16 protein-coding genes and 1 pseudogene are annotated in these 22,123 nt (G+C 68.1%); 4 read left to right on the top strand and 13 right to left on the bottom strand.

Features of this window, described 5'->3' with window-relative positions:
- Positions 1-54: 54 nt before the first annotated feature.
- A pseudogene (locus tag MAY35_RS16665) lies at positions 55-854 on the bottom strand (enoyl-CoA hydratase/isomerase family protein).
- 126 nt (positions 855-980) lie between these two features.
- Here MAY35_RS16665 and MAY35_RS16660 point away from each other — a divergent pair.
- Entirely contained in the window at positions 981-1,814 is an 834-nt protein-coding gene (locus tag MAY35_RS16660; RefSeq protein ID WP_238422425.1) for a glucose 1-dehydrogenase, read from the top strand.
- A gap of 13 nt (positions 1,815-1,827) precedes the next feature.
- Here the strand turns inward: MAY35_RS16660 and MAY35_RS16655 are convergent, their stop codons facing one another.
- From MAY35_RS16655 to MAY35_RS16600, 12 genes are all read right to left on the bottom strand, one after another.
- On the bottom strand, positions 1,828-2,607 hold the full coding sequence (locus MAY35_RS16655; protein WP_245404198.1) for an SDR family NAD(P)-dependent oxidoreductase: 780 nt from the start codon (positions 2,605-2,607) through the stop codon (positions 1,828-1,830).
- Positions 2,576-4,099: a class I adenylate-forming enzyme family protein gene (locus MAY35_RS16650; protein ID WP_238422423.1), complete on the bottom strand. Its 1,524-nt coding sequence runs from the start codon at positions 4,097-4,099 to the stop codon at positions 2,576-2,578. Before MAY35_RS16650 ends, MAY35_RS16655 begins: the two co-directional genes overlap by 32 nt.
- A 140-nt stretch (positions 4,100-4,239) precedes the next feature.
- Positions 4,240-6,369 (bottom strand): molybdopterin-dependent oxidoreductase, encoded by a 2,130-nt coding sequence (locus MAY35_RS16645; RefSeq protein ID WP_238422422.1) that lies wholly within the window; start codon positions 6,367-6,369, stop codon positions 4,240-4,242.
- Positions 6,366-8,009 (bottom strand): FAD-dependent oxidoreductase, encoded by a 1,644-nt coding sequence (locus tag MAY35_RS16640; protein ID WP_238422421.1) that lies wholly within the window; start codon positions 8,007-8,009, stop codon positions 6,366-6,368. Before MAY35_RS16640 ends, MAY35_RS16645 begins: the two co-directional genes overlap by 4 nt.
- Entirely contained in the window at positions 8,009-10,252 is a 2,244-nt protein-coding gene (locus MAY35_RS16635; RefSeq protein ID WP_238422420.1) for a molybdopterin-dependent oxidoreductase, read from the bottom strand. The genes MAY35_RS16640 and MAY35_RS16635 overlap by 1 nt, the downstream gene beginning before the upstream one ends.
- Positions 10,249-12,375 (bottom strand): molybdopterin-dependent oxidoreductase, encoded by a 2,127-nt coding sequence (locus tag MAY35_RS16630; RefSeq protein ID WP_238422507.1) that lies wholly within the window; start codon positions 12,373-12,375, stop codon positions 10,249-10,251. Before MAY35_RS16630 ends, MAY35_RS16635 begins: the two co-directional genes overlap by 4 nt.
- 2 nt (positions 12,376-12,377) lie before the next feature.
- Complete coding sequence (locus tag MAY35_RS16625) at positions 12,378-13,781, bottom strand: MFS transporter (protein ID WP_238422419.1); 1,404 nt, start codon at positions 13,779-13,781, stop codon at positions 12,378-12,380.
- 34 nt (positions 13,782-13,815) lie between these two features.
- Positions 13,816-15,357, bottom strand: coding sequence for a class I adenylate-forming enzyme family protein (locus tag MAY35_RS16620; RefSeq protein ID WP_238422418.1), 1,542 nt, complete (start codon positions 15,355-15,357; stop codon positions 13,816-13,818).
- A 201-nt stretch (positions 15,358-15,558) separates the two neighbouring features.
- Positions 15,559-16,812, bottom strand: a complete 1,254-nt coding sequence (locus MAY35_RS16615; protein ID WP_238422417.1) for a CaiB/BaiF CoA-transferase family protein — start codon at positions 16,810-16,812, stop codon at positions 15,559-15,561.
- Positions 16,813-16,968: 156 nt separating this feature from the next.
- Positions 16,969-17,478, bottom strand: coding sequence for a PaaI family thioesterase (locus MAY35_RS16610; RefSeq protein ID WP_308192464.1), 510 nt, complete (start codon positions 17,476-17,478; stop codon positions 16,969-16,971).
- Between the two features lie 13 nt (positions 17,479-17,491).
- Positions 17,492-18,271 carry an enoyl-CoA hydratase/isomerase family protein gene (locus tag MAY35_RS16605; protein WP_238422416.1) on the bottom strand — a complete coding sequence of 260 codons (780 nt, stop codon included), beginning with the start codon at positions 18,269-18,271 and terminating at the stop codon, positions 17,492-17,494.
- 5 nt (positions 18,272-18,276) lie between these two features.
- A complete protein-coding gene (locus MAY35_RS16600) occupies positions 18,277-19,467 on the bottom strand; it encodes a Rieske 2Fe-2S domain-containing protein (RefSeq protein WP_238422415.1) in 1,191 nt (396 codons plus the stop codon).
- Between the two features lie 85 nt (positions 19,468-19,552).
- Between MAY35_RS16600 and MAY35_RS16595 the strand changes: the two genes are divergently transcribed.
- The 3 genes from MAY35_RS16595 to MAY35_RS16585 all read left to right on the top strand — a co-directional run.
- Positions 19,553-20,149 carry a TetR/AcrR family transcriptional regulator gene (locus MAY35_RS16595; protein WP_238422414.1) on the top strand — a complete coding sequence of 199 codons (597 nt, stop codon included), beginning with the start codon at positions 19,553-19,555 and terminating at the stop codon, positions 20,147-20,149.
- A 204-nt stretch (positions 20,150-20,353) separates the two neighbouring features.
- Positions 20,354-21,178, top strand: a complete 825-nt coding sequence (locus tag MAY35_RS16590) for a mycofactocin-coupled SDR family oxidoreductase (protein ID WP_238422413.1) — start codon at positions 20,354-20,356, stop codon at positions 21,176-21,178.
- 159 nt (positions 21,179-21,337) lie between these two features.
- Positions 21,338-22,123: TerD family protein (locus MAY35_RS16585; protein WP_238422412.1), on the top strand; the 786-nt coding region annotated here is incomplete at its 3' end.

Here is a 22,123-nt window from a genome sequence, read left to right as displayed (position 1 = left end):
TGCTACTTCTCGCCGATACCGTTGTCGCCCAGTGACTCCGGCAGGGATGACTGCTCAGTGATTCCGGTAGACCGCAGGCCGTTTCTCGAGAAATGACAGGACCGCCTCGCGATGGTCTCTGGTCATCGCCGCCAGGATCTGCGTCCGGTTCTCCAGGTCCATCGCCGCGCGGAGACTCGGTTCGACCACATCACTTCCTTGGTCATCCACACCCCGAATGGACTGTTCCGCGCGACGTTCTCCGCGATGCCGATGGCTTCGTCCACGATCTGTTCGGACGGAACCGATCTCGAGACGATGCCCACACGCTCGCATTCGGCGGCGTCCACCGGCCGCCCGGTGAGCATGATCTCGGCGGCCCGGGCGAACCCGATCATCCTGGGGAGCAACCAGCTCACCCCGATGTCGCAACTCGACTGCCCGCGGTTGATGAACGAGGCATGCATGGATGCCGTGTCGGACATGATCCGGACGTCGGCCATCAGCGCCAGGGCCATCCCTCCGCCGGCGGCGGCCCCGTTGACAGCGGCGATCACCGGTGGCCGAGCCCCACGGAACGCCTCCATCAGTGAGGCGATGTGTTGTTGCACCCGCATGCCGGCCTGCGCCCGTCCCTCGCCTTCTCGCGCGCCGGGTGGTTCGCCATAACCGCGCAGATCGATCCCGGCGCAAAAGGCCCGGCCGTTTCCGGTGAGCACGATCGCGCGCGTCTCGGAGTCGTGGCGCACCTCCGCAAGCACCTCGTGCAAGGACTCGACCAACCGAGCATTCATCGCGTTCAACGCGTCCGGCCGGTCGAGCCGAATCAGCAGAACGCCCGGGCGGGGCCTCTCGGTCACGATCGCATCCGGCATGCGGCATTCTCCTCGCGTTCGCGGCGCGCCCGATTCCGTGGTGCGCGTCTCGAATTCAGGCTAATGTCTTTAGATTAATTCCTCAAGATCGAAGACCACGGAGCACTCGCGGAAAGGGCCAACGCCATGAACGGACTCGACGGAAAGGTCGCCGTGGTGACCGGCGGCGCCAGCGGGATCGGCGCAGCCACCTGCGGCCTGCTGGCAGCCCGGGGCGCGCGAGTGGTGGTGGCCGACATCGATGACGAGCGCGCCGTGGCCGTCGCGGCCGCTCTCGGCGACCGCGCGGTCCACATCCACGCCGACGTGACCGACGAAGACGATGTCGCTGCAGCGGTTCAGGAGGCCACCACCCGCTTCGGCCGTCTGGACGCGATGATCAACAACGCCGGCCGGGTCGGCAACTGGACCTACATCGCCGACACGTCCGCCGAGGACTGGGATTCGGCGTTCGCCGTGCTCGCACGCAGCGCGTTCTTCGGCACCAAACATGCCTCGCGTGTCATGCGCTACCAGGGATTCGGCACCATCGTGAACGTCTCGTCGGTGGCCGGGTTGCGTACGGGGTTCGGCCCCCATCCGTACGGCGCCGCGAAGGCCGCGGTTCTCGCGCTGACCCGCACCGCGGCGCGCGAACTGGCCGAGTTCGGTATCCGCGTCAACGCGGTGACCCCGGGTGGCGTCGCCACCCGGATCGTCGGCAGCGGTGCGGGATTGGACGGTGACGACCTGGACGCCAGCATCGAGACCGTACGCCGGGGGCTCGCATCGTTCCAACCCGTCCCCCGGGCGGGTGAGGGAGACGACATCGCCGGTGCCATCGGCTATCTCGTCTCCGACGACGCCTCCTTCATCACCGGACAGAACATGATCGTCGACGGCGGTCTCACCCTGGGCAAGGCGTGGCCGCGGAACTACCGCGCGGAAGCCGACGCCGCGGCCGCGCAACACCGGCGGTAGCCCCGGGCCGCGGTCAGACCCCCACGGGCCCGCCGAGCCACACTCCGACCTCCTCGCCGGAGACGTGCCGGCCGTCCTCGCCGACCAGGAAGGAGATCGTCGCCGCGATGGACTCGGCGGGAATCCGCGGCCAGTGCGCGGCCAGGTTCGCCGCGGCGTTCTCGCCGCCCGAGGCGATGATGTCGGTCTCGACGAACCCCGGCATGACGGCATTCACGGTGATGCCGCGGCGGGCGACCTCCTGCGCCAGCGAACGGGTCATCCCCACGAGGCCGGCCTTGGCGGCCGAGTAGGCGCTCATCCCCGGCGACGGTCGCCGCCCGCCGGACGGACTGCTCAGGAAGACGACCCGACCCCACCCGGCGTCGTACATGGCAGGCAGAGCCGCGTGCGCACAGTAGAACGCACCGCTGAGATTGACGCCGATGACCCGATCCCACTCGTGTGGAGACTGCTTGCGCGCCGACGCTGCGAGATTCATCCCCGCGTTGTTGACCAGTACGGTCGGCGGGCCGAGCACCCGTGCCGCCTCGGCGATCAGCTTCTCCGCCTGAGCGGCATCCGAGACGTCGGCACGGATGGCGACCGCGCGTCCGCCGGCCGCGACGATCTCACCCGCCACCTCTTGGGCCGCCGCCGCGCCGGAGGCGTAGTTGACCGCAACCGCATGCCCTTCCGCAGCCAGTCGTCGCGAGATCGCGGCGCCGATGCCCCGCCCGCCCCCGGTGACGACCGCGACCCGTTCCGCGCGATCCACGACCTCACCTGACCTTCGGATAGGTCTGCGGGACATCGGAGTACGTATCCCGGAGCTGCCGCTTGGAGATCTTTCCGCTGGGCATTCGCGGGAGACCCTCGTCGACGAAGACCACGTACCGTGGCACCTTGTAGTCCGCGAGGTTGCGGTTGCAGAATTCGACGATGTCGACCTCGGTGAGGCCCTCGACCTTTTTGACCACCGCCGCGGGTGTCTCGCCGAACTTGTCGTCGGGAACGCTGATCACCGCCACCTCCTCGACTCCGGGGATCCGGTTGATCACCTGTTCGATCTCCACCGGGGAGATGTTCAGACCGCCGGAGATGATCATGTCCTTCAGACGGTCCACGAAAGTCAGATAGCCGTTCTCGTCGAGTGTGCCGAGGTCGCCGGTGTGCAGCCAACCGTCGATCAGTGCCGCGCGGGTCGCGTCCTCATTACGCCAATACCCCGGCATCATGCCCGGACCCCGCAACAGGATCTGCCCGACGGAGTTCGGGGCGCAGTCGTTCCCGTCGGCGTCGACGACACGGATCTTGGTGAAGATGCCGCCGAATCCGCATTTGTCGGGATGCTCGGCCGCCTCCGCACGGGGCATCGCCGAGGCCGATCCACCGATCTCCGTCTGCCCGTAGATCTGCCGCAATTGGACACCGCGGTCCAGCCAGACACCCACCAGCGCGGACGGCACACGCGCGCCGCCCACGTGCGCGGTGGTCAGGTGGGCCAGATCGGCATCGGCGAAGCCCGCCACCCGGGAGATCTGCTCGAAGAGGATCGGTGGGCCGGTGAGAGTCGTTGCCCGGCTCCCGATCAGGACCCGCAGCGCGGACTCCGGATCGAATCCGGGTTGCAGGAGCAACGTCCCGCCGTGCAAGACGGTGCGTGAGATCCCCCAGATGATGCCCGCGGCCGTGAACAGCGGGAGGACGAGCAAGGGGCGCAGGCCGTTCTGCTGGATCGGTTCCATCAGTGACCATTCGTGCATCTCCCCGGCGATCGTCGCGTGCGTGAACACGACCCCCTTCGGCTTACCCGTTGTCCCGCTGGTGAACACGATCGCCGTGGGGTCCGACAACTCGACCACCGGGCTGCGATACGCCGGGTGCGCGACGCCGCGCAGCGGTCGCACATCGGCCTCGAACTCCGCGATGACGAACGTGTCGCGGGTGCTGCGCACCTCCTCCACACGAGAGCGCAGGTCCGCGTCGCAGAACACGACCGCGGGGTCGCAGTCGTCGACGAGGACCGTCAGTTCCCCGGCGAGCATGCGTTGGTTGAACGGCGCCGAGATCGCACCCACCTTCATGGCGCCCAGGGCGGCGACACACCACTCCAGCGAGTTCACGCCGACATAGCTCACCCGGTCGCCTACTCCGACGCCGCGAGACCGCAGGTCGTGGGCGACCCCGTCTGCCCAGGTGTCGAGTGCGCGGTAGGTGACCACATCGCCGGCGAAGTCGATCGCGGCCTGGTCCGGCACCGTGCGGGCCCAGAATCCGAGTGCGTCGACGACGGTTCCGCTCATGTACAGCCTCCTGTTTGGGTGTGGACGTCGCCGACTCGGTCAGGCGCGCGGGGCGGCCCGGGCCGCACCGATCGAAGGTGTCCCGGATCACACCGACTAATCTAAAAGCATTCGGTTATGTTGGCAACCCCGCACCGCGATCAGCGGCGGATCACCTCGACGTTGATCCCGGTGAGATGCGATTGGTTGCTGAGGGGGTCGTACCCCTTCGCCCCGGACGGCGCGAGTTGGTTGACGTTCACCCCCGGATGGCGTCGGGCCACGTCGAGACCGCGCGCCCGGTCCTGGCCCCAGCCATGGGTCATCGCCACCACGCCTTCGCGCAGGGTGTCGTCCCCGACGACCACGGCCGGCAGAGCGCCATGGAGATTGCGCACGGTGACGTCGTCGCCGTCCACGAGATCGCGCCGGCGCATGTCGACGGGGTTCATCCACAGCGGATTGTCCTGATGGACACCCTGTTTCAGAACCGGGAGATTGTGCAGCCAGCTGTTCACCATGAAGTGGTTGCGCCGGGTGATCAGCTTGAGCTGGTCGTCCGGCTCCGCTACGAGACCCTCGAGGATCCGTTCGGCATCGTCGAAAGACCGACGGAACAGATCGGGACAGCAGTCGATCAGGCCGTCGTCGTGCTGCACCGCGATTTCGAAGACATCGCTGGGCACCGCTTCCGGAAGCACCTCGGTCTGACATGGTTTGTCCTTGAGCGTCTCGACGGACAGGTCCGCTTCCCGCAGAACGGCGTCGATCGCCGCGAGAGGGCCGGCCTCCGGGTCGTCGAGAAGGCTCGGTACACCCATCTCCTGCTGGATGCGCGAGAGAATCCACCAGTCGTCACGCCGTTGCCCCACCGGCGCGACGACAGCGGGGGTGTATTGGACGTAGGGCTCCATCGCCACCCCCATCGTGTTCAGGAAGTTGACGTCTTCGCGCTCGAGCCAGTCCGTCGCAGGCAGGATGTAGTCCCCGATCTCGCCCGTCACGGTGCGATACAGGTCCACGGTGACGATCAACTCCAGCGATTCCAGGGCACGCCGCAACCGGTCTCCACCGCCGACCGACAGAAGTGGGTTGCCCGACACCACGATCAGGGCACGGATCGGGTCGTCGGAGCGCTCGATGAAGTCCGGCAGCATGGCGGCGGGGAGATCCCCTCCGACGGTGCGGATCTCCCCGAGCGGACCGGAGAAGAACGGGTCCGCGCGCCGGCGCCGGGAGTTCTGGACGACGTCGGCGACGCCTCGCGAGTAGATGTTGCCGCCGCGGCGTCCGAGGTTCCCGGAGAACAGACTGACCATGGTGAGCATCCAGTAGGCGAGCGTGCCCAGCCTGCCCTGGTTGACGCCGGTGCCCATGTAGATGCTCGCACTCGGTGCGGCGCAGAACTCGTCGGCGACCCGGGCGATGGTCTCGGCGGGGATCCCCGTGACCCCGGCGACCCGCTCCACCGGGTAGCGCGAGACGAAGTCGAGCAGATCGTCGATCCCCCGCGCATGCTGTTCGACTGCGCCACGGTCGAATCCGATCCGGAACACGATCTCGTGCAGGAGCCCGGCCAGAAAGTAGAAGTCGGTGTCCGGGGTGATCAGCAGCACGTCGCCGGTCTCCGGCGTCGACGACTCGATGCGGCGCGGATTGACGAACAGCACTGTCCCGCCGCGCTTGGCGATCGCGCGCAGTTTGGCCATCGGATCCGAGACGTGGATCAACGTCATGTGGGAGACCTGCGGATTGCTCCCGAGACACAGGAAGTAGTGGGTGTGCAGCAGGTCCGGAATCGGGTGTGCCATCGACGCGCCGTAGACGGCCTCGCTCGCCGCGTACTTGGCCGATGTGTCCTGGGTCCCGGCGCTGAACCTCATCCGCGTGTCGAACCCCCGCGCGATCCGCGCCGCGTTCGCATAGTAGAGACCGTTGAACGCCGATGGGTTGCCCTGGTACACCGCCAATGCATTGCGGCCGTACCTGTCTCGGATGGCGCCGAGCCGGTCGGCGATGTCGCGAACCGCCTCGTCCCAGGACACACGCTCGAAGTCGCCGTCCCGGCGGTCGCCGGTCCCGACTCGTCGCAGCGGGTGATCGACCCGATCCGGATCGGAATGGACATCCAGGTAGTGCGGTCCCTTGTGGCAGGAGAAGCCGCGGTGTACAGGATGATCCGGGTCCGGTTGCAATCCCACGATGCGATCGGCGTCGACCGTGGCCAGCAGCCCGCACCCGGGCTCGCAGATGCGGCAGAAGGTGTGGACCTGCCGGGCCGGCGCGCTCATCCCGGAACACCGGACAGACGGGCAGTCCGGGCGATGTTCACCGCCGCCTCGGCATCGACGACTTTCACCCGTGGCCTCCCGGCAGCGCGGCCCTCCTGGCGTTCCCACCTGTCGATGGCCCGCCAGTCGGCCCCGTCCATCGCCTCCGGGCATCGCTCGCGCACGAGTGCGGTCAGATCGTCACCGCTGCCGGCGGGTTCGGGCAGCAGTCCACCGCGGAGATCATCGAGCAAGGAACCCACGGTCTCGACCGCACACCACCGGTTGGTTCCGATCACCCCGGTCGCGCCGCGCTTGATCCAGCCGGCGACGTAGTGCCCAAGCGACGGCGATCCCGTCGCCGGATCGACGACACGACCTCCGACGTTCACGACCGTCGACGACACCGGATCGAAGGGGAGGCCGTCGATGGGGAGCCCGCGGTAGCCGACCGCGCGCAGCACCAGGCCGCAGTCGAACTCGGTGCGCTCCCCGGACCCGGTGTGGCCCGCGGTCAGACCTCGCACGCGGACGGTTCCGATGACCTCCAGCGGGGTCGCCTCGAACCGCAGCACGATCCGCTTGTTCCCGGGCACCGGTACTCGTCGCGAATACTCCTCCAAGAGAAGCAATTTCGCCGATGCCTCCGGACCGGTCGACACCGGCGGGTCGACGATCACGTCGACGCCGGGCAGCGAACCGAGTGCCATCAGTTCCGGGGTGGTGCAGGCTGCGTACTCGGGCCCGCGCCGACCGAGCACCACCACTTCCCTGATCTCACTGCCGGCCAGAGCGGTCAGCGCGTGATCGGCGATGTCGGTGCGCCGCAGTGCCTCCACATCCGACACGAGTATCCGCGCGACGTCCAGGGCGACGTTGCCGTTGCCGACGACGACGGCACGCTCATCCGACAGGTCGAAGGTCCGGTCGACGTGGTCGGGATGACCGTTGTACCAGGCGACGAACTCGCGGGCGGAGTGGCTGCCCGGGAGGTCCTCGCCGGCGATCCCCAGCCGCCGGTCCCCAGAGGCGCCCGAGGCGTGGATGACCGCGTGGTGATGGGCCGACACCTCGTCGAGTGTCACGTCGCGGCCGACCTCGACACCCAGATGCAAGGTGAACCCGTCGCGCCTCGCGGTGCGCCCGAAGACGCGATCCACGGTTTTCGTGTGCCAGTGATCGGGCGCGACCCCGAACCGGACCAGCCCGCCGGCCACCGGAAGCCGCTCGAACATCGTGACCTCGGCGTCGATGTCCCGGCGCGCCAGCAGTTCCTCGGCGGCGTAGAACGCCGACGGACCCGACCCCACGATCGCGACCCGCACCCGCGGCGGATCCGTCACCCCGGCGGTGGCGATCGCCACGGGGAGCGGTTGCACGTGCGCACCTGCCGGGGCGTCTCGTGGATTCCGCCGGAAGTAGTCGGCGTTGAGTTCGAGATAGCGATCCACATCGGGCCCCGTGGAGTCGCCGGGCACGATCGCGTCGACCGGACACACGTCGGCACAGGCGCCGCAGTCGATGCACGTCCCCGGGTCGATGTAGAGCATCTCGGTCCGCGTGTACTCGCGTTCGGCGGGCGTCGGATGGATGCAATCGACCGGGCAGACGGCGACACATGTCGCGTCGTTGCAGCAGTTCTGCGTGACCACATAGGGCATCAGCGCTTCTCCTCGCTCATCAGGGTGACCGTCACCGGTATGCCGTTGAAGACCGGCGACGAGGTGGGGACGTCGAGATGCCCGGTCTCGGTCACCAATGCGTTGTAGTTCGCGCCGGGGGCAGCCACCGCGCGCGAGGTCCGCAAGCCCGGGCCGTGGTGACCCCAGCCATGTGGCATGCTCACCACGCCCGGGCGCATCGCGTCGTCGACGCGGATCTCCGCCACCACGGTGCTCGTCGACGAGGTCACCGCGACGAGGTCTCCATCGACGACCCCGAGTTCGACGGCGTCGCGCGGGCTCGTCAACAACGCGCACTGTCCGTCGTCGTTCTGCGGGAGCGCATTGTGCAACCACGAGTTCATCCCCCGCCGCTGCCGGCGGTTGATGAGCACCAGTCCTCGGGAGGCCGTCGACGCCGCCCGCAGGCGCGGCAGGTCGGCGGTGATCAGCTCAGGCATCAGGTCGATCCGGCCGTTCGGGGTACGCAGCACACCGGGGAGCCGTGGCTGCAGCGGACCGAAGTCGACTCCGTCCGGATTCGATTCCAGGAGAGCCAGGCTCAGCCCTCCCCCATCGTCGTCGAAGCGATCACCATACGGCCCGCTGCGCAGGCGCAGGTCGAGCAGACGCTGAGGCCCGGTGCGTCCGGCGACCGCCGACTCGACGACGCCGGGGTCGCGTCCGGACAGCTTCGCCGCCCGGCGAACCGCCACCGCCGCGACGGCGTCGTCCATCTCCGCCACGGTCCGGCTCGGGGTCCCCTGGGCGATGGCGGCCAGCCGGAGCATGATCTGCCACTCGGCGAGTTCGTCGTCACCGAGGGCGAGCAGCGGCGGGGTGTAGCGGGCGACGTTGCGGATCTGGAAGTGCGACAACGTCACATCGTGGTGTCCGCGGGTCATCAGCGGCGGCGGCGGCAGGATGACGTCGGCGTGGCGGGTGGTCTCGTTGAGATAGCAATCCACCGACACCATGAACTCCAGCGATGCGAGGGCGGCCTCGACCGTACCGCTGTTCGGCAACGAACGCGCGGGGTTCCCCGCGATGGTGACCAGCGCCCGTGTCCGCCCCGGCCCCGGGGTGAGTATCTCCTCGGCGAAACACACCGCGGGCAACTCGCCCAACGCTTCTGGGAGGTCACGGACACGCGACCGCCACCGATCGAACATGAGCTTCGGTGGACGGGTCACCGGCCACGTGTTCGGTCCGCCCGCGGCCGGCAGCGAGAACATCGCGCCGCCCGCACGATCCAGGTTGCCGGTGACGATCGTGAGGACCTCTACGAGCCAGTTCGCCAGCGTGCCGAACTCCTGCATGCAGGTGCCGATCCGGGAATGTGCCACGGCCGACGGGGCCGTCGCGAACCCCCGGGCCACCGCGCGGATGGTCTCGGCTTCGATTCCGCAGGCGTCCGCCACCGATTCGGGTGAGAACTCCCGGGCCATGGCCAGCGCCTCGTCCACGCCGTCGACGACCTCGGGAATCCGCTCCGTTCTGGCCAGCCCCTCCTCGGCGATCACTGCCAGGACCGCCAGCAGGAAGAGCGCATCGGTGCCCGGAAGAATCGGGACGTGCACGTCGGCCATCTCCGCTGTCCGGGTACGTACCGGATCGACGACCACGAGGGTGCCACCCCGCTCCCGCAACGCGCGCAATCTCTCGTGCATCCCCGGCGCGGTGACCGTACTCCCGTTGGACACCATGGGATTCGAGCCCAGGATCAACAGGTGGTCGGTACGGTCGAGGTCGGGCAGACTCAGTCCGAGGCCGGTTCCGTAGAGCAGCATGTGGGCGAGATTCTTCGGCCAGGTGTCGACGCTGGCCGGCGAGTAGACATTGCGGGTCCCGACGGCGGCGATCAGTTCGCCGAGGTAGAAAGTGGCGTCGAGGTGATGGGCCGCGGGGTTGCCGTGGTAGATCGCACAGCTGCCCGGGTCGTCGGCGACGAATTCCGGCAGCCTGCGACCGATCTCGGCGAACGCCTCCTCCCAGCCCACTGCTCGGAAGTCCCCGGACGGCGTCCGCAGGAGCGGGGTGCGGATGCGGTCCGGGTCGTTCTCGATACGGCCCAGCCCGAGCCCCTTCGCGCAGCTGTGTCCGGCACTGAGCGCATCGTCGGGGTTGGGCGCCACCCCCGTCACACTCCGACCGGCGAGTTCGACGACGAGCCCACAGGTCGACTCGCACAACGGGCAGATCCGTCGCCCGACGGTCACCGTCGAGTGTGCTCCGCCGGTCATGAATCCTCCTCCTCGGTGGCCGGGACGATCGCGACGGGAACGGCGGACAGCGTCGGCATGGCGTTGATCGTCTGCACCCCATCGAGCGTCCCGGTCAGGTTGTTGACATTGACCCCGGCAGCGTCCCCGTCGACCCCGCCGAAGCAGTGAGTCATCGAGACGGCACCCCGCGCGAGGGTGTGATCGGCGCGCGCGGTAACGCGCAGGGAACCGGAAGCCGACCGCAGGACGACCTGTGCGCCGTCGGCCACCCCCAGCCGTTCGAGGTCATCGGGATGCACACGTGCCGGATTCCCTCCGCCCGGGACGAGTCCGGGAACCCGGATTCCGGTGGAGTTGACGGCTTCCCGGATTCGCCGCACCACCAGCCGGAAAGGAAAGTCGCCCGCGACCGGCGACGGCTGCAGCGCGTCCTCGAGCTCGGCGCGGACATCGTCGGGCATCAACTCGAGGCGCCGACCGGCCGCCTCCGGGGTCGGCGGCGCGACGACGGTGCCGCTGTCCCCGACGAGCCGACCGTGCTCGGCCGAGACCAGCTCGTCGAACGGCAGACGCCCCCGCTCGGTCATCACCGCCAACAGCTCTGTCGACGTGGGCGGGGACGAGGGATCCAGTATCCGTCCGGCGAACTTGAAGGGCTGCCCGGAGGCGGCCGCGAGGTCGAAGAAGAACCGCCAGTCGTCGACGACCCCGGCCGGCGGTGTGACGACCGAGGACGTGAACTGTGCGAAGCGGCTCGGGAAGAAGGACTCCATGATCGCGGTGTGGTCGGCTCGCTCGTACATCGTGGTGGGGGCGATGATGTGGTGCGCGAGGCGGGCGGTGTCCGACATGTAGGGATCGACACACACGAGCAGATCGAGAGAGCGCAACGCGCGCAACGCCTTCGAGCGGTCCGGTAGGGCCGTCGCCGGATTTCCGCCCGAGACGACCAGGGCCCGGACACGATCCGGACCCGGTTCGAGGATCTCGTCGGCCAGGATCCCGGAGGGCAACTCGCCGCGGATCGCGCGGACGCCCCCGACCCGGCTGCGGAAGCCGCGCTCATACGCCCTGGCGGGTGCGGCGACCTCCGCCCGGGCGGGCACGTGCCGGGTAAGCACGGCACGATCGTCCGCCCGCTCTCCTTCGCGGAGGTACCGTCCGCACACCACGTTCAGGGCGGCGACGAGATGTTCGGCCACGTTCGAGTGCGGCCCCATACACAGCCCGGTCCCACTGGTGGCCATCCCCCGGTTCCCTTTCCCGAAGACACGTGCCGCGGCGCGCACATCCTGCGCCGGGACATCGCAGATCCGTTCCACGACAGCTGGAGTGACTCCACCGACCGCAGCCCGGAGGGCGGGCAGACCTGCGGCGTGACGTTCACAGAAGGCCGGATCGTGGAGGCCTTCGGCCAAAATCACGTGGAGGAGTCCGGCGAGCATCACCGCGTCCGTGCCGGGTCGGGGCGCGAGGTGGATGTCGGCGAGGGCGGCGGTCTCCGTGCGTCGCGGGTCCACGACGATGAGGGTGAGTCCGCGCTCACGTGCTCGCCGCAGGGTGGTCGCCGGGTTCTGCACGACCGCGCCGTCCCCGTCACCGCCGTTGCCGGACACGACGGGGTTGGTGCCGATCAGCAGCCACACATCGGCGTCGGCGAACCGCTGACGCCCACCGAGGTAGGTGCCCATCCGTTCGGCCACAACCCATTTGGCGGACTGGTCGATGGTCATGGTGGAGAAGAGCTTGTGCGAGCCGGTCCCGCGGAACCACGCGCGCGCCGACGGCGGGGTGAGGGCGGCGAAGTTCTGTTGCGTCCCACAGAACAGCGCGACCGCGTCGGGCCCGTGCTCGTCGACGATCCGCCGGAGGCGCGTGGCGATGTCGGCGACCGCGAGGGGTACCGCGATCGGCTCGTGCCGCCCGTCGGCGGTGCGCCGCATCGACGTGGTCAGCCGGCCGGGCCCATGGGTGAGGTCGGCGCCGCGGCGGCCTTTCGGACAGGTGTACCCGCCGGAGATCGGATGCTGCGCATCGCCCAGCACGTCCCGGATGCGTCCGTCCTCGATGTCGAGCAGCACGCCGCACGACGACGCGCACAGCCGGCAGTACGACGTTCGGCGCACCGTCTCGGATCGCACGGTCAATGGACGTCCGCTGTTGTCGGGGCGGGAAGGACACCGTTGTGTTCCCGACGCAGGCGCGCGCCCTCCCGCATGTTCAGCACCCCGAGAGTGACAACGGCTAGGACTGTCGGCATCGCCATGGCCAGGAAGATCGTGCGAGCGTCCAACCCGGCGGCGATGAGTGCCGCACCGACCGTCGGTCCGATGATCGATCCCACCCGGCCGACCCCCATGGCCCAGCCGATGCCCGTCGAACGCGCGGCCACCGGATAGATCGACGCCGCGATCGCGATGATCCCGGCCGAACTGCCCGAGATCCCGAACCCGACGACGCAGATGGCGATCAGCAGCAGCGCGGCGTTCCCGAGCACCATCGCGACGACGCCGATGAACACCGCCCCGAGCGTGTAACCCGCCATGACCACGACATACGCGGCGCGTGTGCCGCCCGACCGCCAGGCCGCTGCCACCCGGTCGGTGATCCACCCGGCGGACAGCGCACCCGCCATACCGCCCAGGTTGAACAACGCGGCCGCGGTGATCGCCGTACTCGAACTCTGGCCCGCCTCGCTGAACAGCGATGGCATCCAGCCGAACAGGAAGTAGATGACGAGGAAGTTGACGACGAACACCACCCACAGGAGCACGGTGTCGAGACCTCTACCAGCGGTGAACAGTTCGCGAACCGGTGAGCTGGTGACGACCTGGGTGTCCTGGGTGAAGCGCACCGGACCGGTCAGGTCCGTCCGCGGGTCGATCGCGGAGACGATGCGGGCGACCTCACCGTGATCGCCCCGCGCCGCCAGGAACTTGCCGGACTCCGGTAGCCAGGCCCAGGCACCGAGGACGGCGACCAGCGGGAGGATCCCGCCCGCGACGAAGATCGATTGCCATCCGAAGGCGGGGATCAGCTGAGCGGCAGCGAGACCGCCGACGAAGCCCCCCAGGGACATCCCGGCGACGACGATCGTCACCATCGTGGCGCGAACGCGGGCCGGGCTGTACTCGCTCGTCAAGGCGATGAGGTTCGGCGTGACGCCCCCGAGCCCGATCCCGGCGAGGATGCGCAGGACGATCAGGACGCCCATCGAGGTGGCGAGGGCCGAGGCCAGGGTGAACACGGAGAAGATCACCGTGCAGACGATGATCACCCGCCGTCGGCCCCACCGGTCGGCCACGGGACCGAACACCAGGCTGCCCACGACCATCGCGCCGCTGCTCAGTGCGAGCAGCAGTCCGAACGACGCCTTGGACAACTCCCAGTCGTCGGAGAGCGCGGGGATCGCGAACCCGATCAGCTGGGCATCCATCCCGTCGAGCACTGCCAGGACGAGGCACATCGCGAAGGCCCGCTTCTGCAGACCGGACACCGGGGCGGTGTCGATGAGGTGGGAGATGTTGACATCACGCGGAGAACCCATCACGGGTGTCCTCTCGGGAGAAGGGGTTGCCGGGTCAGGCGGGAGTCGCGGAGCCCTCGACGGCGAGGGCATCGGCGGGAGGCTCCGGGAATCGTGCTCGCAGCGACGGTTTCGCGAGCTTGCCCGAAAAGGTGCGCGGAAGTGGTTCATCCAGTGCGACCGCATGTTTCGGGCGCTTGAACTTCGCCAGGCTCTCCCCGGCCACATCGGCGATGTCGGCCACGATCTCGGATGCCGGCCGCTCGGAGTGGAACACCACCATCGGGACCTCGCCCCACCTGTCGTCCTTGACACCGATCACGGCCAGGTCCACCAGGCCCTCGATGCCGTGCAGGGCGTTCTCGATCTCGGCGGGATACACGTTCAGGCCGCCCGAGATCAGCATGTCCTTGCTGCGGTCGACGATCCGGAGAAAGCCTGCGTCGTCCTTGATCCCGAGGTCCCCGGTGCGCAACCAGCCGTCGGTCAGGGTCGCCGCGGTCGCCTCGGGTTTGTTCCAGTACTCGCGCAGCACATGCTCACCGCGCACGAGGATCTCCCCCACCTCACCCACCGCGGCCTCGTCGTGGGGTTCGCCGATGCGCACGGAGGTTCCGACCAGCGGCAGGCCGGCGAAACCGGGCCGCGTGACCGCGTCTCGGTACTCCAGCGTGGACACCATCCCGGACGCCTCGGTCAATCCGTAGCACTGCGTCAGCGGGATTCCGTGCGTGCGATAGAAATCGAGGAGAGCGAGGCTGACCGGCGCACCGCCCGTCCCGGCGAAGGTGAATGTCGCGAGCGACCGAGAACCGAAGTCCGGCAACGTCGTCATCCGCTCCCAGATGACCGGCACGGTGGTGGTCGCGGTGATCTGCTCCCGTTCGAGGACGTCCAGAGCGATCTCGGGATCGTATTCCCGGAGCAGGACCATCGTCGCCCCGGGAACGACCACCAGCTGCATGAAGATGGACAGCACCGAGCCGGTGTACACCAGCGGCGCCGAGCAGAGCACCCGGTCGCGGGCGGAGAAACCGAAGGTGATCGTCTGCGAGATACCCGGCGTCATCGCGTTGCGATGGGTGATGAGCGCGCCCTTCTGCACTCCGGTGGTCCCGGAGGTGTAGCAGATGAACGCCGCATCGTCGGGGTCGATGGCGACGACGGGTGCCGGGCCGGCATCCAGGAGCGTGTCGTAAGCCGGGAAGTCGCCGCCCTCGATCGAATACGTCTCGAAGTCGAGTTGCCCGCGGGCGACATCGAGCAGGGGAGCGAACGCGTCCTCGACCACGATCACCCGGGGCGCCGCGTCGATGACCATCGGCGCGAGTTCTCGACCCGTGAGACGGAAGTTCAGCGGTGCACACACGGCCCCGAGCTTGAGGGTCGCGAGGATCAGGTGGGCGAGCTCGGGCCGGTTGAGCATCATGACCGACACCCGGTCGCCCTTGCCGACGCCGCGGGCGGCGAGACCCCGGGCGAGTGCGTCGGTGATCGCGTCGACCTCAGCCCAGGTCTGCCGGGTGTCCCCGAACACGATCGCTTCCTGCTCGGGCCGCGTTCGTCCCCAGAAGCGGGTCAGGTCCGAGAGATTCATTCATACTCCTTCGTCGACGTCGATCCCCCGACCGGCTCAGGGGGTGTGATCCCCCTCACTCAAAGTGAGATTAAACTAACACCTTTAGATGCTCCGCGCAATGCGGTGCGCCGATCGGCGCAGGCATCTCGGATCGGCGTCACGGACACGACAATGACCCCCGCACAACGGCTTTCGTACGGGCGTCAAAGGCGATACGAGTCAGCCGGAGTGCACCCGTCCACCGGCCGCGGGGACGCGCGGATCCGCCGCGACGGCGATCTGGGCGTCGTCGTATCCGGCCACCGTCCGCAACACCTCAGGGGTGTCGGCGCCGACGTCCGGCGGAAGTGGCGGAGCGAACTCCTCCCCCGCGACACGCACCGGACTGACGACGAATTCCAGCTCGCCGACCCCGTCGTGATCCACCCGGTAGGTGTTCTGCCTGGCGCGGAAGTGCGGGTCCACCAACATGTCCCCGACCCTGTTGACCGGTCCGCCGGCGATCTCGTGCTCGAGGAACAACTCCACCCACTCGGCTCGCGTCCGCTGCGCGAAGATCTCGGTGAGCGCACGCCAGATCCGGTCGGCACGCGCTGGAGCGCCGTCGTCGGTGGAGGACAGGTCGACGTCGATCAGATCGTCACGGCCGACGGCGCGCAGGAAGTTGTGCCAGAACTTCTCGACATGGGACCCGAACAGGACGGCCTCGCCGTCCCTGGTGCGGTATGCCTCGAGCCGCGGCCAGTCGGGCAGTCGCCCATCGGGCAGCCAGGTCGGCCGCGCGATCGACCGGTCCTTGTTCAGCTCGGCATCGGCAAGATCCGGCATCCACGCAGCCGCCACATCGATGCCGGCCACCTCCACGTGGCAGCCGACGCCGGCGGCGCGAGCCTTCAGCAACGCGGCGAGCAGGCCCATCGCACCGTAGGCACCGAGGGCGTACATCGCGATGGGCGGCGCCGTCGAACCGGCCATGCCGGACACCGGCGGTTCGGTCGGGGTGCGCACCTCCCGCAGTCCGGCGTACGCGTCGAAGACGGGACCCCCGGTGCCGAGTGTCCGGTAAGGGCCGTCGCCGCCCATCCCGGAGACCGTGCACAGCACGATCGCCGGATTCACCTCTCGCAGAGAGTCGTAGCCGACCCCCAGCCAGTCGAGATAACCGCCGCGCATCCCCTCGACGACCGCGTCGCACTCGCGCGCGAGGTCCAGGAAGGCCTGTCTCCCCTCAGGGCTGCGCAAGTCGAGCGCCACGGACTTCTTGCCACGGTTCCAGCGCAGATGCATGAAGGCGGGCCCGTCCGGGGACCCGACCGCCCGGGCGCCGCCGACGCGCACCGGATCGCCGAGCGGACCGGCCTCGACCTTGATCACCTCGGCACCCAGGTCGGCGAGATGGCCACCCACCGACGAAGGCGCCAGCTGGGCCACCTCGAGTACCCGAATCCCATCGAGAAGGGAATACCCACTCATCGTCAGCCTCTCATGTCTGTGAAATATCCAGTGTCTGTTCAGGTTTGAGTTCGATCCACAGCCCGTGCACCTCGGCCAGCAGGGTCTCACCCGCAAACATCGCGCCGCGCATGGTGCGTTTGCGCCCGCACTGTTCCACCAGCTCGGCGGTGAGCGTCAGTTCCGTGTGCAGGGTGCAGGTGATCGGTAGTCGACGTGGAGGTACGCCGTCCGGCCCCACGGCCGGCCCGCGCTGTTGGCCAAGCGTGCCAGCAGTTCGTCGAAGATCAGTGGGGTGACGCCGCCGTTCATCGCATATCGTCCGGAATGGAATCTGCCGATGGTGACCCGTGCGACAGCGGTGGTCTCGGTGACATGGTCGATGTGCAGTGCCGGCGCAAGTGCGTGCCCTTTTCCCGGGGTCGACCAACGCTTTCCCGCGATCTGCTCGTCCTCGTCCACCTCGTGTGGCCACATGAGACGTGCGACCGCGCGGAGTGCCGCAGAAGCTTCGGCGGCCGCTGTCGGCGTGGGGCGACTACGGGTCACCGCCTCCTGAACCTCCCGAAGCGCCTGCACCATCGACTCGTACTCGTCGTCCCCGCTCGTCGTCGGCCGGAACGGATCCGACCAATCCGGTCGCCACGGGTCGGCGTCCGACATTGCTTCGGAGATGGCGTCGGTCATGCCGTGTCTCCGCTCATTGCTCGGCCGCCGTCCGCCGAAGCCGGGCGTCGCGGTCGGCGAGACCGGCGACCAGCCCGGCGATCTGGTCCGGGTGCGAGTGCGTTCGTGCAGCAGCGATCTCGCGGTCGTAGCGCGTCCGCAGATCCAGCCCCGGTCCGTGCTGCAGCAGCGACTTGATGTCCCGGATGCCCTCCGGCGGGAGTTCGGCCAGGCCGGCCGCCACGTCGACAGCAGCCGACGACACGCCGCCCTTCTCGACGAAACGGCTCAGGAGTCCGATCCGGTACGCCTCCGCCCCGTCGACGGCCCGCGACGTCATCAACAGGTCTCGGGCGTGTCCGGCACCGACGACGGAGTCGAGCAACCAGGTGAGGTTGGCGCCGCCGTACCGCGCGGCCGTCACGGCGAACCGGGTGCGCGGGTCTCCGACGCGGATATCTGCACACACCGCGAGGATGGTTCCCGCGCCGTGTGCCGTTCCGTCCACGGCGGCGATCACCGGCTTCGGGAACGACCAGAACCGCCACATGAGTTCGTCTCGCTCGGCCGCGGCGTCTGCCGCTTCGCTCGGCGTCCACCTCGCCAACTCGGTGATGTCGTATCCCGCGGAGAAGGCAACCGACCCCGCGCCGGCGATGATGACCGCCCGGATCGCGTCGTCGGCCGCGATCCGGGTGAGCGCTCGGTCGAGTTCGCGCTGGACCGAGAGCGAGATCGCGTTGCGTACCTCCGGACGGTTGATGGTCAGGCGCCGCACACCCGGTGTCGGCTCATCCGTCTCCAGTTCGGGCACGGGCGTCAGTGGGCGGCAGCCGCGGCGGGACGGGATTCACGTTCGCGCTCGAGCGCTTCGACATCACCGGCCACCATCTTGTGAAACAGCTGCCCGGGCAGTTCGTTTCGCCCATAGATCAGTTCGTCGACCTGGCCGAACGCCGCGTTGTCGGTGATCGTCTTGGTGACGAACCAGTCCTCGTCGTGCAAGGTCTCCATCAGCAGTTCCCAGTTCTTGTCCAGGATCCGCTCCTCACGAGGGGTCTGTGGCTTCGTCGGCGACAGCAGCCTGATGGTGCAGTGACTGACGTTCGGGTCGTCCTTGTCCGGGACGATGGTCCAGATCTCGAAGTGCTTGGGCTCGGTGACGAGCATGGTGCCCGGGTACACCGTGTAATTCGCCAGCGAGTAGTCACGGACGTCGAAACTGTCCGGGTCGGCGTCCCTGACCTCGGTGATGGCCTTGCGCGCCACCACGAGTCGCCACGACCGGTCCACCACGTCGAGAGCGGTGATGTTGCCCTCGAGGTAGTTGCACACTGTCTTCGTGTGCAACTGGCACAGGTGATAGGAGTCCTGGACGCCGTCGACCGCGATCTTCCAGTTCATGTCCAGCCGCCAGGTCTCCTTGCGCACCTGGAACGACTCCGCCATCCCGGTGTCGGTGACCTCGTCGTCGTGCTTGTCCCCGAGCACCGACCGGATGTCGAGATCGGCGCCGACCCTCGGCACCACCCAGACGAGTCCATGCCGGACCTCACACGGAAACTCCACGAGTCCGTAGTCGGCGCGGTCCATTCCGTCGAAACCCTCGGCATGCGGCATGCCCCGCAGCGCACCGTCTTTGCCGTAGGACCAGTTGTGGTACGGACACGCGAAGACGCGCTTGCACCCGGACTCACCGAACTCCACCCGCGACCCGCGATGCCGGCACACGTTCGAGAAGGCCTTCACCGACCCGTCACTCTGCCGAACGATCAGCAACGGCGTACCGATCAACTCCGTGGTGACGAACGAGCCCGTCTTCGGCAACTCGTCGACGTGGGCGACGATGTGCGGAAATCTCCGCACCACGTCGCGTTCCTTCACCGCCAGTTCGGCGTCGTTGAACACCGAGAACGGAACTCTCAGCAGATCGTCCGCGTAATCGGTGCTGTCGTTGTCCACGTGGTCGATCAGTCGCCGGGTCAGCCTGATCTTCTCGTCGCGCTCCATGTACCGAGACTGACACACGAGACAATCACTGTCTAGTGTCTTATCTATCTTCTTTCGATTAGGACGCCCTTGCTACGGTCGTGTCGTGGCCGCAAGCACCGACTCCGACAAGCGCACTGACGTCCAGGAAGCGATCCTCCGGGCAGCCGAGGAGTGCTTCGCGCGTTTCGGCATGGCCAAGACCACGATGGAGGACGTTGCACGGGCGGCCTCACTGTCGCGTGCGACCGTCTACCGCTACTTCCGTGATCGCGAAGCGCTGATCACCGAACTGGTGGTGCGCCGCGCCCACACCAACATGGACAAGGCCCGGGCACACATCAACAAGTGGCCGACGGTCTCCGAGCGCATCGTCGAGGGAATCTGCCGCGACATCCGCAAGGGTCATTCCGATCCGATGGTCAACCGACTGGTCGCCCCCGAATCCATGGCGCTGTCGATGCAGTTGCTCAGCGTGTCGGGACGTGCGATCGAACTGACCCGAGAACTATGGGAGCCGGTCCTTCTCGCCGAACAGGCGGCGGGCAACCTCCGCCCCGAGGTCGACATCGAGCTGCTGTGCGAGTGGATCTCCGAACTCGAGATCATGTACATCAGTCAGTTCGATTCCGCCGATCACTACCTCGACCGGGTCCGGATGAAGTTGCGCGCCTTCCTGGTTCCCGCAATCGTCGCCGACTGAGGTGACGTTCGCACCGACGGGCCACACCCGATCCATTCCGCGATCAATCTAACTGTGTTAGTTTCGGCGGCAGCGGGACATTCCTCCGCCCCGAGACGCCAAGGCGCGCTGACGAGTACGTCGCGTGCTCGTGACCTGCTGCGCCACAACATCTCCGTTGTCGTGACCCGGTTGCTCTCGGTCCGACCAGAGAAAGACACCATCGTGCACAGACTCAGTGGAAAAGTTGCATTCATCAGCGGTGTGGCGCGCGGGCAGGGACGTTCCCACGCCATCCGACTGGCCGAGGAGGGCGCATCCATCATCGGACTGGACATCTGTGACCAGATCCCGACAGTGTTCTACCCGATGGCCACGCGTGAGGATCTCGCCGAGACCGAGCGACTGGTCAAGGAAGCGGGCGGGCAGATCGTGACCGCGGTGGGCGACGTGCGCGATCGGGACGACATCCGCTCGGTGCTCGACGCGGGCATCGAACGTTTCGGCCGCCTGGACACCGTGATCGCCAACGCGGGGATCATGCCGGTGATCGGTCCGGGCGAACAGATCCAGGCGTGGCATGACGCCGTGGACGTCATGCTGACCGGCGTGTGGAACGTCCTCGATCTCACCGTCCCGCGACTGGTCGAGCAGAACGAGGGCGGGTCCATCGTGATCACTAGTTCCGCCGCCGGGCTGACGAGTATCGGACTCAACACGTTCGCGGGCCAGGCGGGTTACTCGGCGGCCAAACACGGCGTCGTCGGTCTGATGCGCCTGTACTCCAAACAGCTCGCCAAGAATCTCATCCGCGTCAACACGATCCACCCGACGGGGGTCAACACCCCGATGGTCGCCAACGTCGAATACGGCGAGTTCGTCAACTCCCACCCCGAGGTGGCGAACGACGAGTCGTACAAGAACCCGATGCCGGTCGAGCTGATCGAGTCGGTCGACATCAGCAACGCGATCGTGTTCCTGGCCTCCGACGAGGCCCGCTACATCACCGGGGTGACCCTGCCGGTGGACGCCGGCTACAACGTTCGCTGACACCCGACTGCGGCGGCGAAGCGGTGGTGCCGTGCGGCGCATCGCTCCGCCGGCTGCCGGGCATTCGCGGCGCGTGACACCGGTCGCAACCCTCGACGCCGCGCACCCGGTGACGGCCGATCCAGACTTCGCAGACGGCCGACCGCGACGATTGGCACAATGGACTGCGTGCTCACGCTGACCGCCGGAGAGAACCGCCCACTGCCCTCGCCGGCCGTGACCGTCTCGGTGCGCTCGGTGTCGCCGGTCAACACCTCGGCGATCCTGTTGACCGACGCCGGGCGGGTTCGCTCCGACGCCGATCTCATCTTCTACAACCAGCCATCGGGCCCGGGCGTCTCCTATCGCTCGGCCGGGAACGCCGACATCGTCTCCGTCGACACGACCGCCCTGCCCCGCGAGATCACCACGGTGGTCATCGCGGCCAGCCTGGACGGGACCGGCCCCACCGGTTTCGCCACCGCGGGGGCGCTCACGGCGACGGTCACCGGCGGCGGCGAAGAACTCACGTTCACCCCGACCGGTCTCACCAGTGAGGCCGCCGTCGTCTGCCTGGAGATCTATCGCCGCAACGACCTCTGGAAGGTCCGCGCCGTCGGCCAGGGGTACGACTCCGGTCTGTCCGGGCTGGCCACCGCGTTCGGCATCGAGGTCGACGACGATCCGGTCCCCGCTCCCGCTCCGGGGCAACCCCCGCGCATGCCCGGCAGCCGGCGGAGCGATGCGCCGCACGGCACCACCGCTTCGCCGCCGCAGTCGGGTGGAAGGTCCGCGCCGTCGGCCAGGGGTACGACTCCGGTCTGTCCGGGCTGGCCACCGCGTTCGGCATCGAGGTCGACGACGATCCGGTCCCCGCTCCCGCTCCGGGGCAACCCCCGCGAATGCCCGGCAGCCGGCGGAGCGATGCGCCGCACGGCACCACCGCTTCGCCGCCGCAGTCGGGTG

Source organism: Gordonia sp. 'Campus', assembly GCF_022206305.1.
Classification (GTDB): domain Bacteria; phylum Actinomycetota; class Actinomycetes; order Mycobacteriales; family Mycobacteriaceae; genus Gordonia.
This window is presented reverse-complemented; position numbering and strand designations above follow the sequence as displayed.

Excerpts from the sequence above, each read along its gene's own strand:
- MAY35_RS16615 (WP_238422417.1), bottom strand. The coding sequence starts at position 16,812 with ATGAGTGGGTATTCCCTTCTCGATGGGATTCGGGTACTCGAGGTGGCC.
- MAY35_RS16650 (WP_238422423.1), bottom strand. The coding sequence starts at position 4,099 with ATGAGCGGAACCGTCGTCGACGCACTCGGATTCTGGGCCCGCACGGTG.
- MAY35_RS16600 (WP_238422415.1), bottom strand. The coding sequence starts at position 19,467 with ATGGAGCGCGACGAGAAGATCAGGCTGACCCGGCGACTGATCGACCAC.
- MAY35_RS16610 (WP_308192464.1), bottom strand. The coding sequence starts at position 17,478 with ATGACCGACGCCATCTCCGAAGCAATGTCGGACGCCGACCCGTGGCGA.
- MAY35_RS16625 (WP_238422419.1), bottom strand. The coding sequence starts at position 13,781 with ATGGGTTCTCCGCGTGATGTCAACATCTCCCACCTCATCGACACCGCC.
- MAY35_RS16660 (WP_238422425.1), top strand. The coding sequence starts at position 981 with ATGAACGGACTCGACGGAAAGGTCGCCGTGGTGACCGGCGGCGCCAGC.
- MAY35_RS16640 (WP_238422421.1), bottom strand. The coding sequence starts at position 8,009 with ATGCCCTATGTGGTCACGCAGAACTGCTGCAACGACGCGACATGTGTC.
- MAY35_RS16620 (WP_238422418.1), bottom strand. The coding sequence starts at position 15,357 with ATGAATCTCTCGGACCTGACCCGCTTCTGGGGACGAACGCGGCCCGAG.
- MAY35_RS16655 (WP_245404198.1), bottom strand. The coding sequence starts at position 2,607 with ATGTCCCGCAGACCTATCCGAAGGTCAGGTGAGGTCGTGGATCGCGCG.
- MAY35_RS16635 (WP_238422420.1), bottom strand. The coding sequence starts at position 10,252 with ATGACCGGCGGAGCACACTCGACGGTGACCGTCGGGCGACGGATCTGC.
- MAY35_RS16645 (WP_238422422.1), bottom strand. The coding sequence starts at position 6,369 with ATGAGCGCGCCGGCCCGGCAGGTCCACACCTTCTGCCGCATCTGCGAG.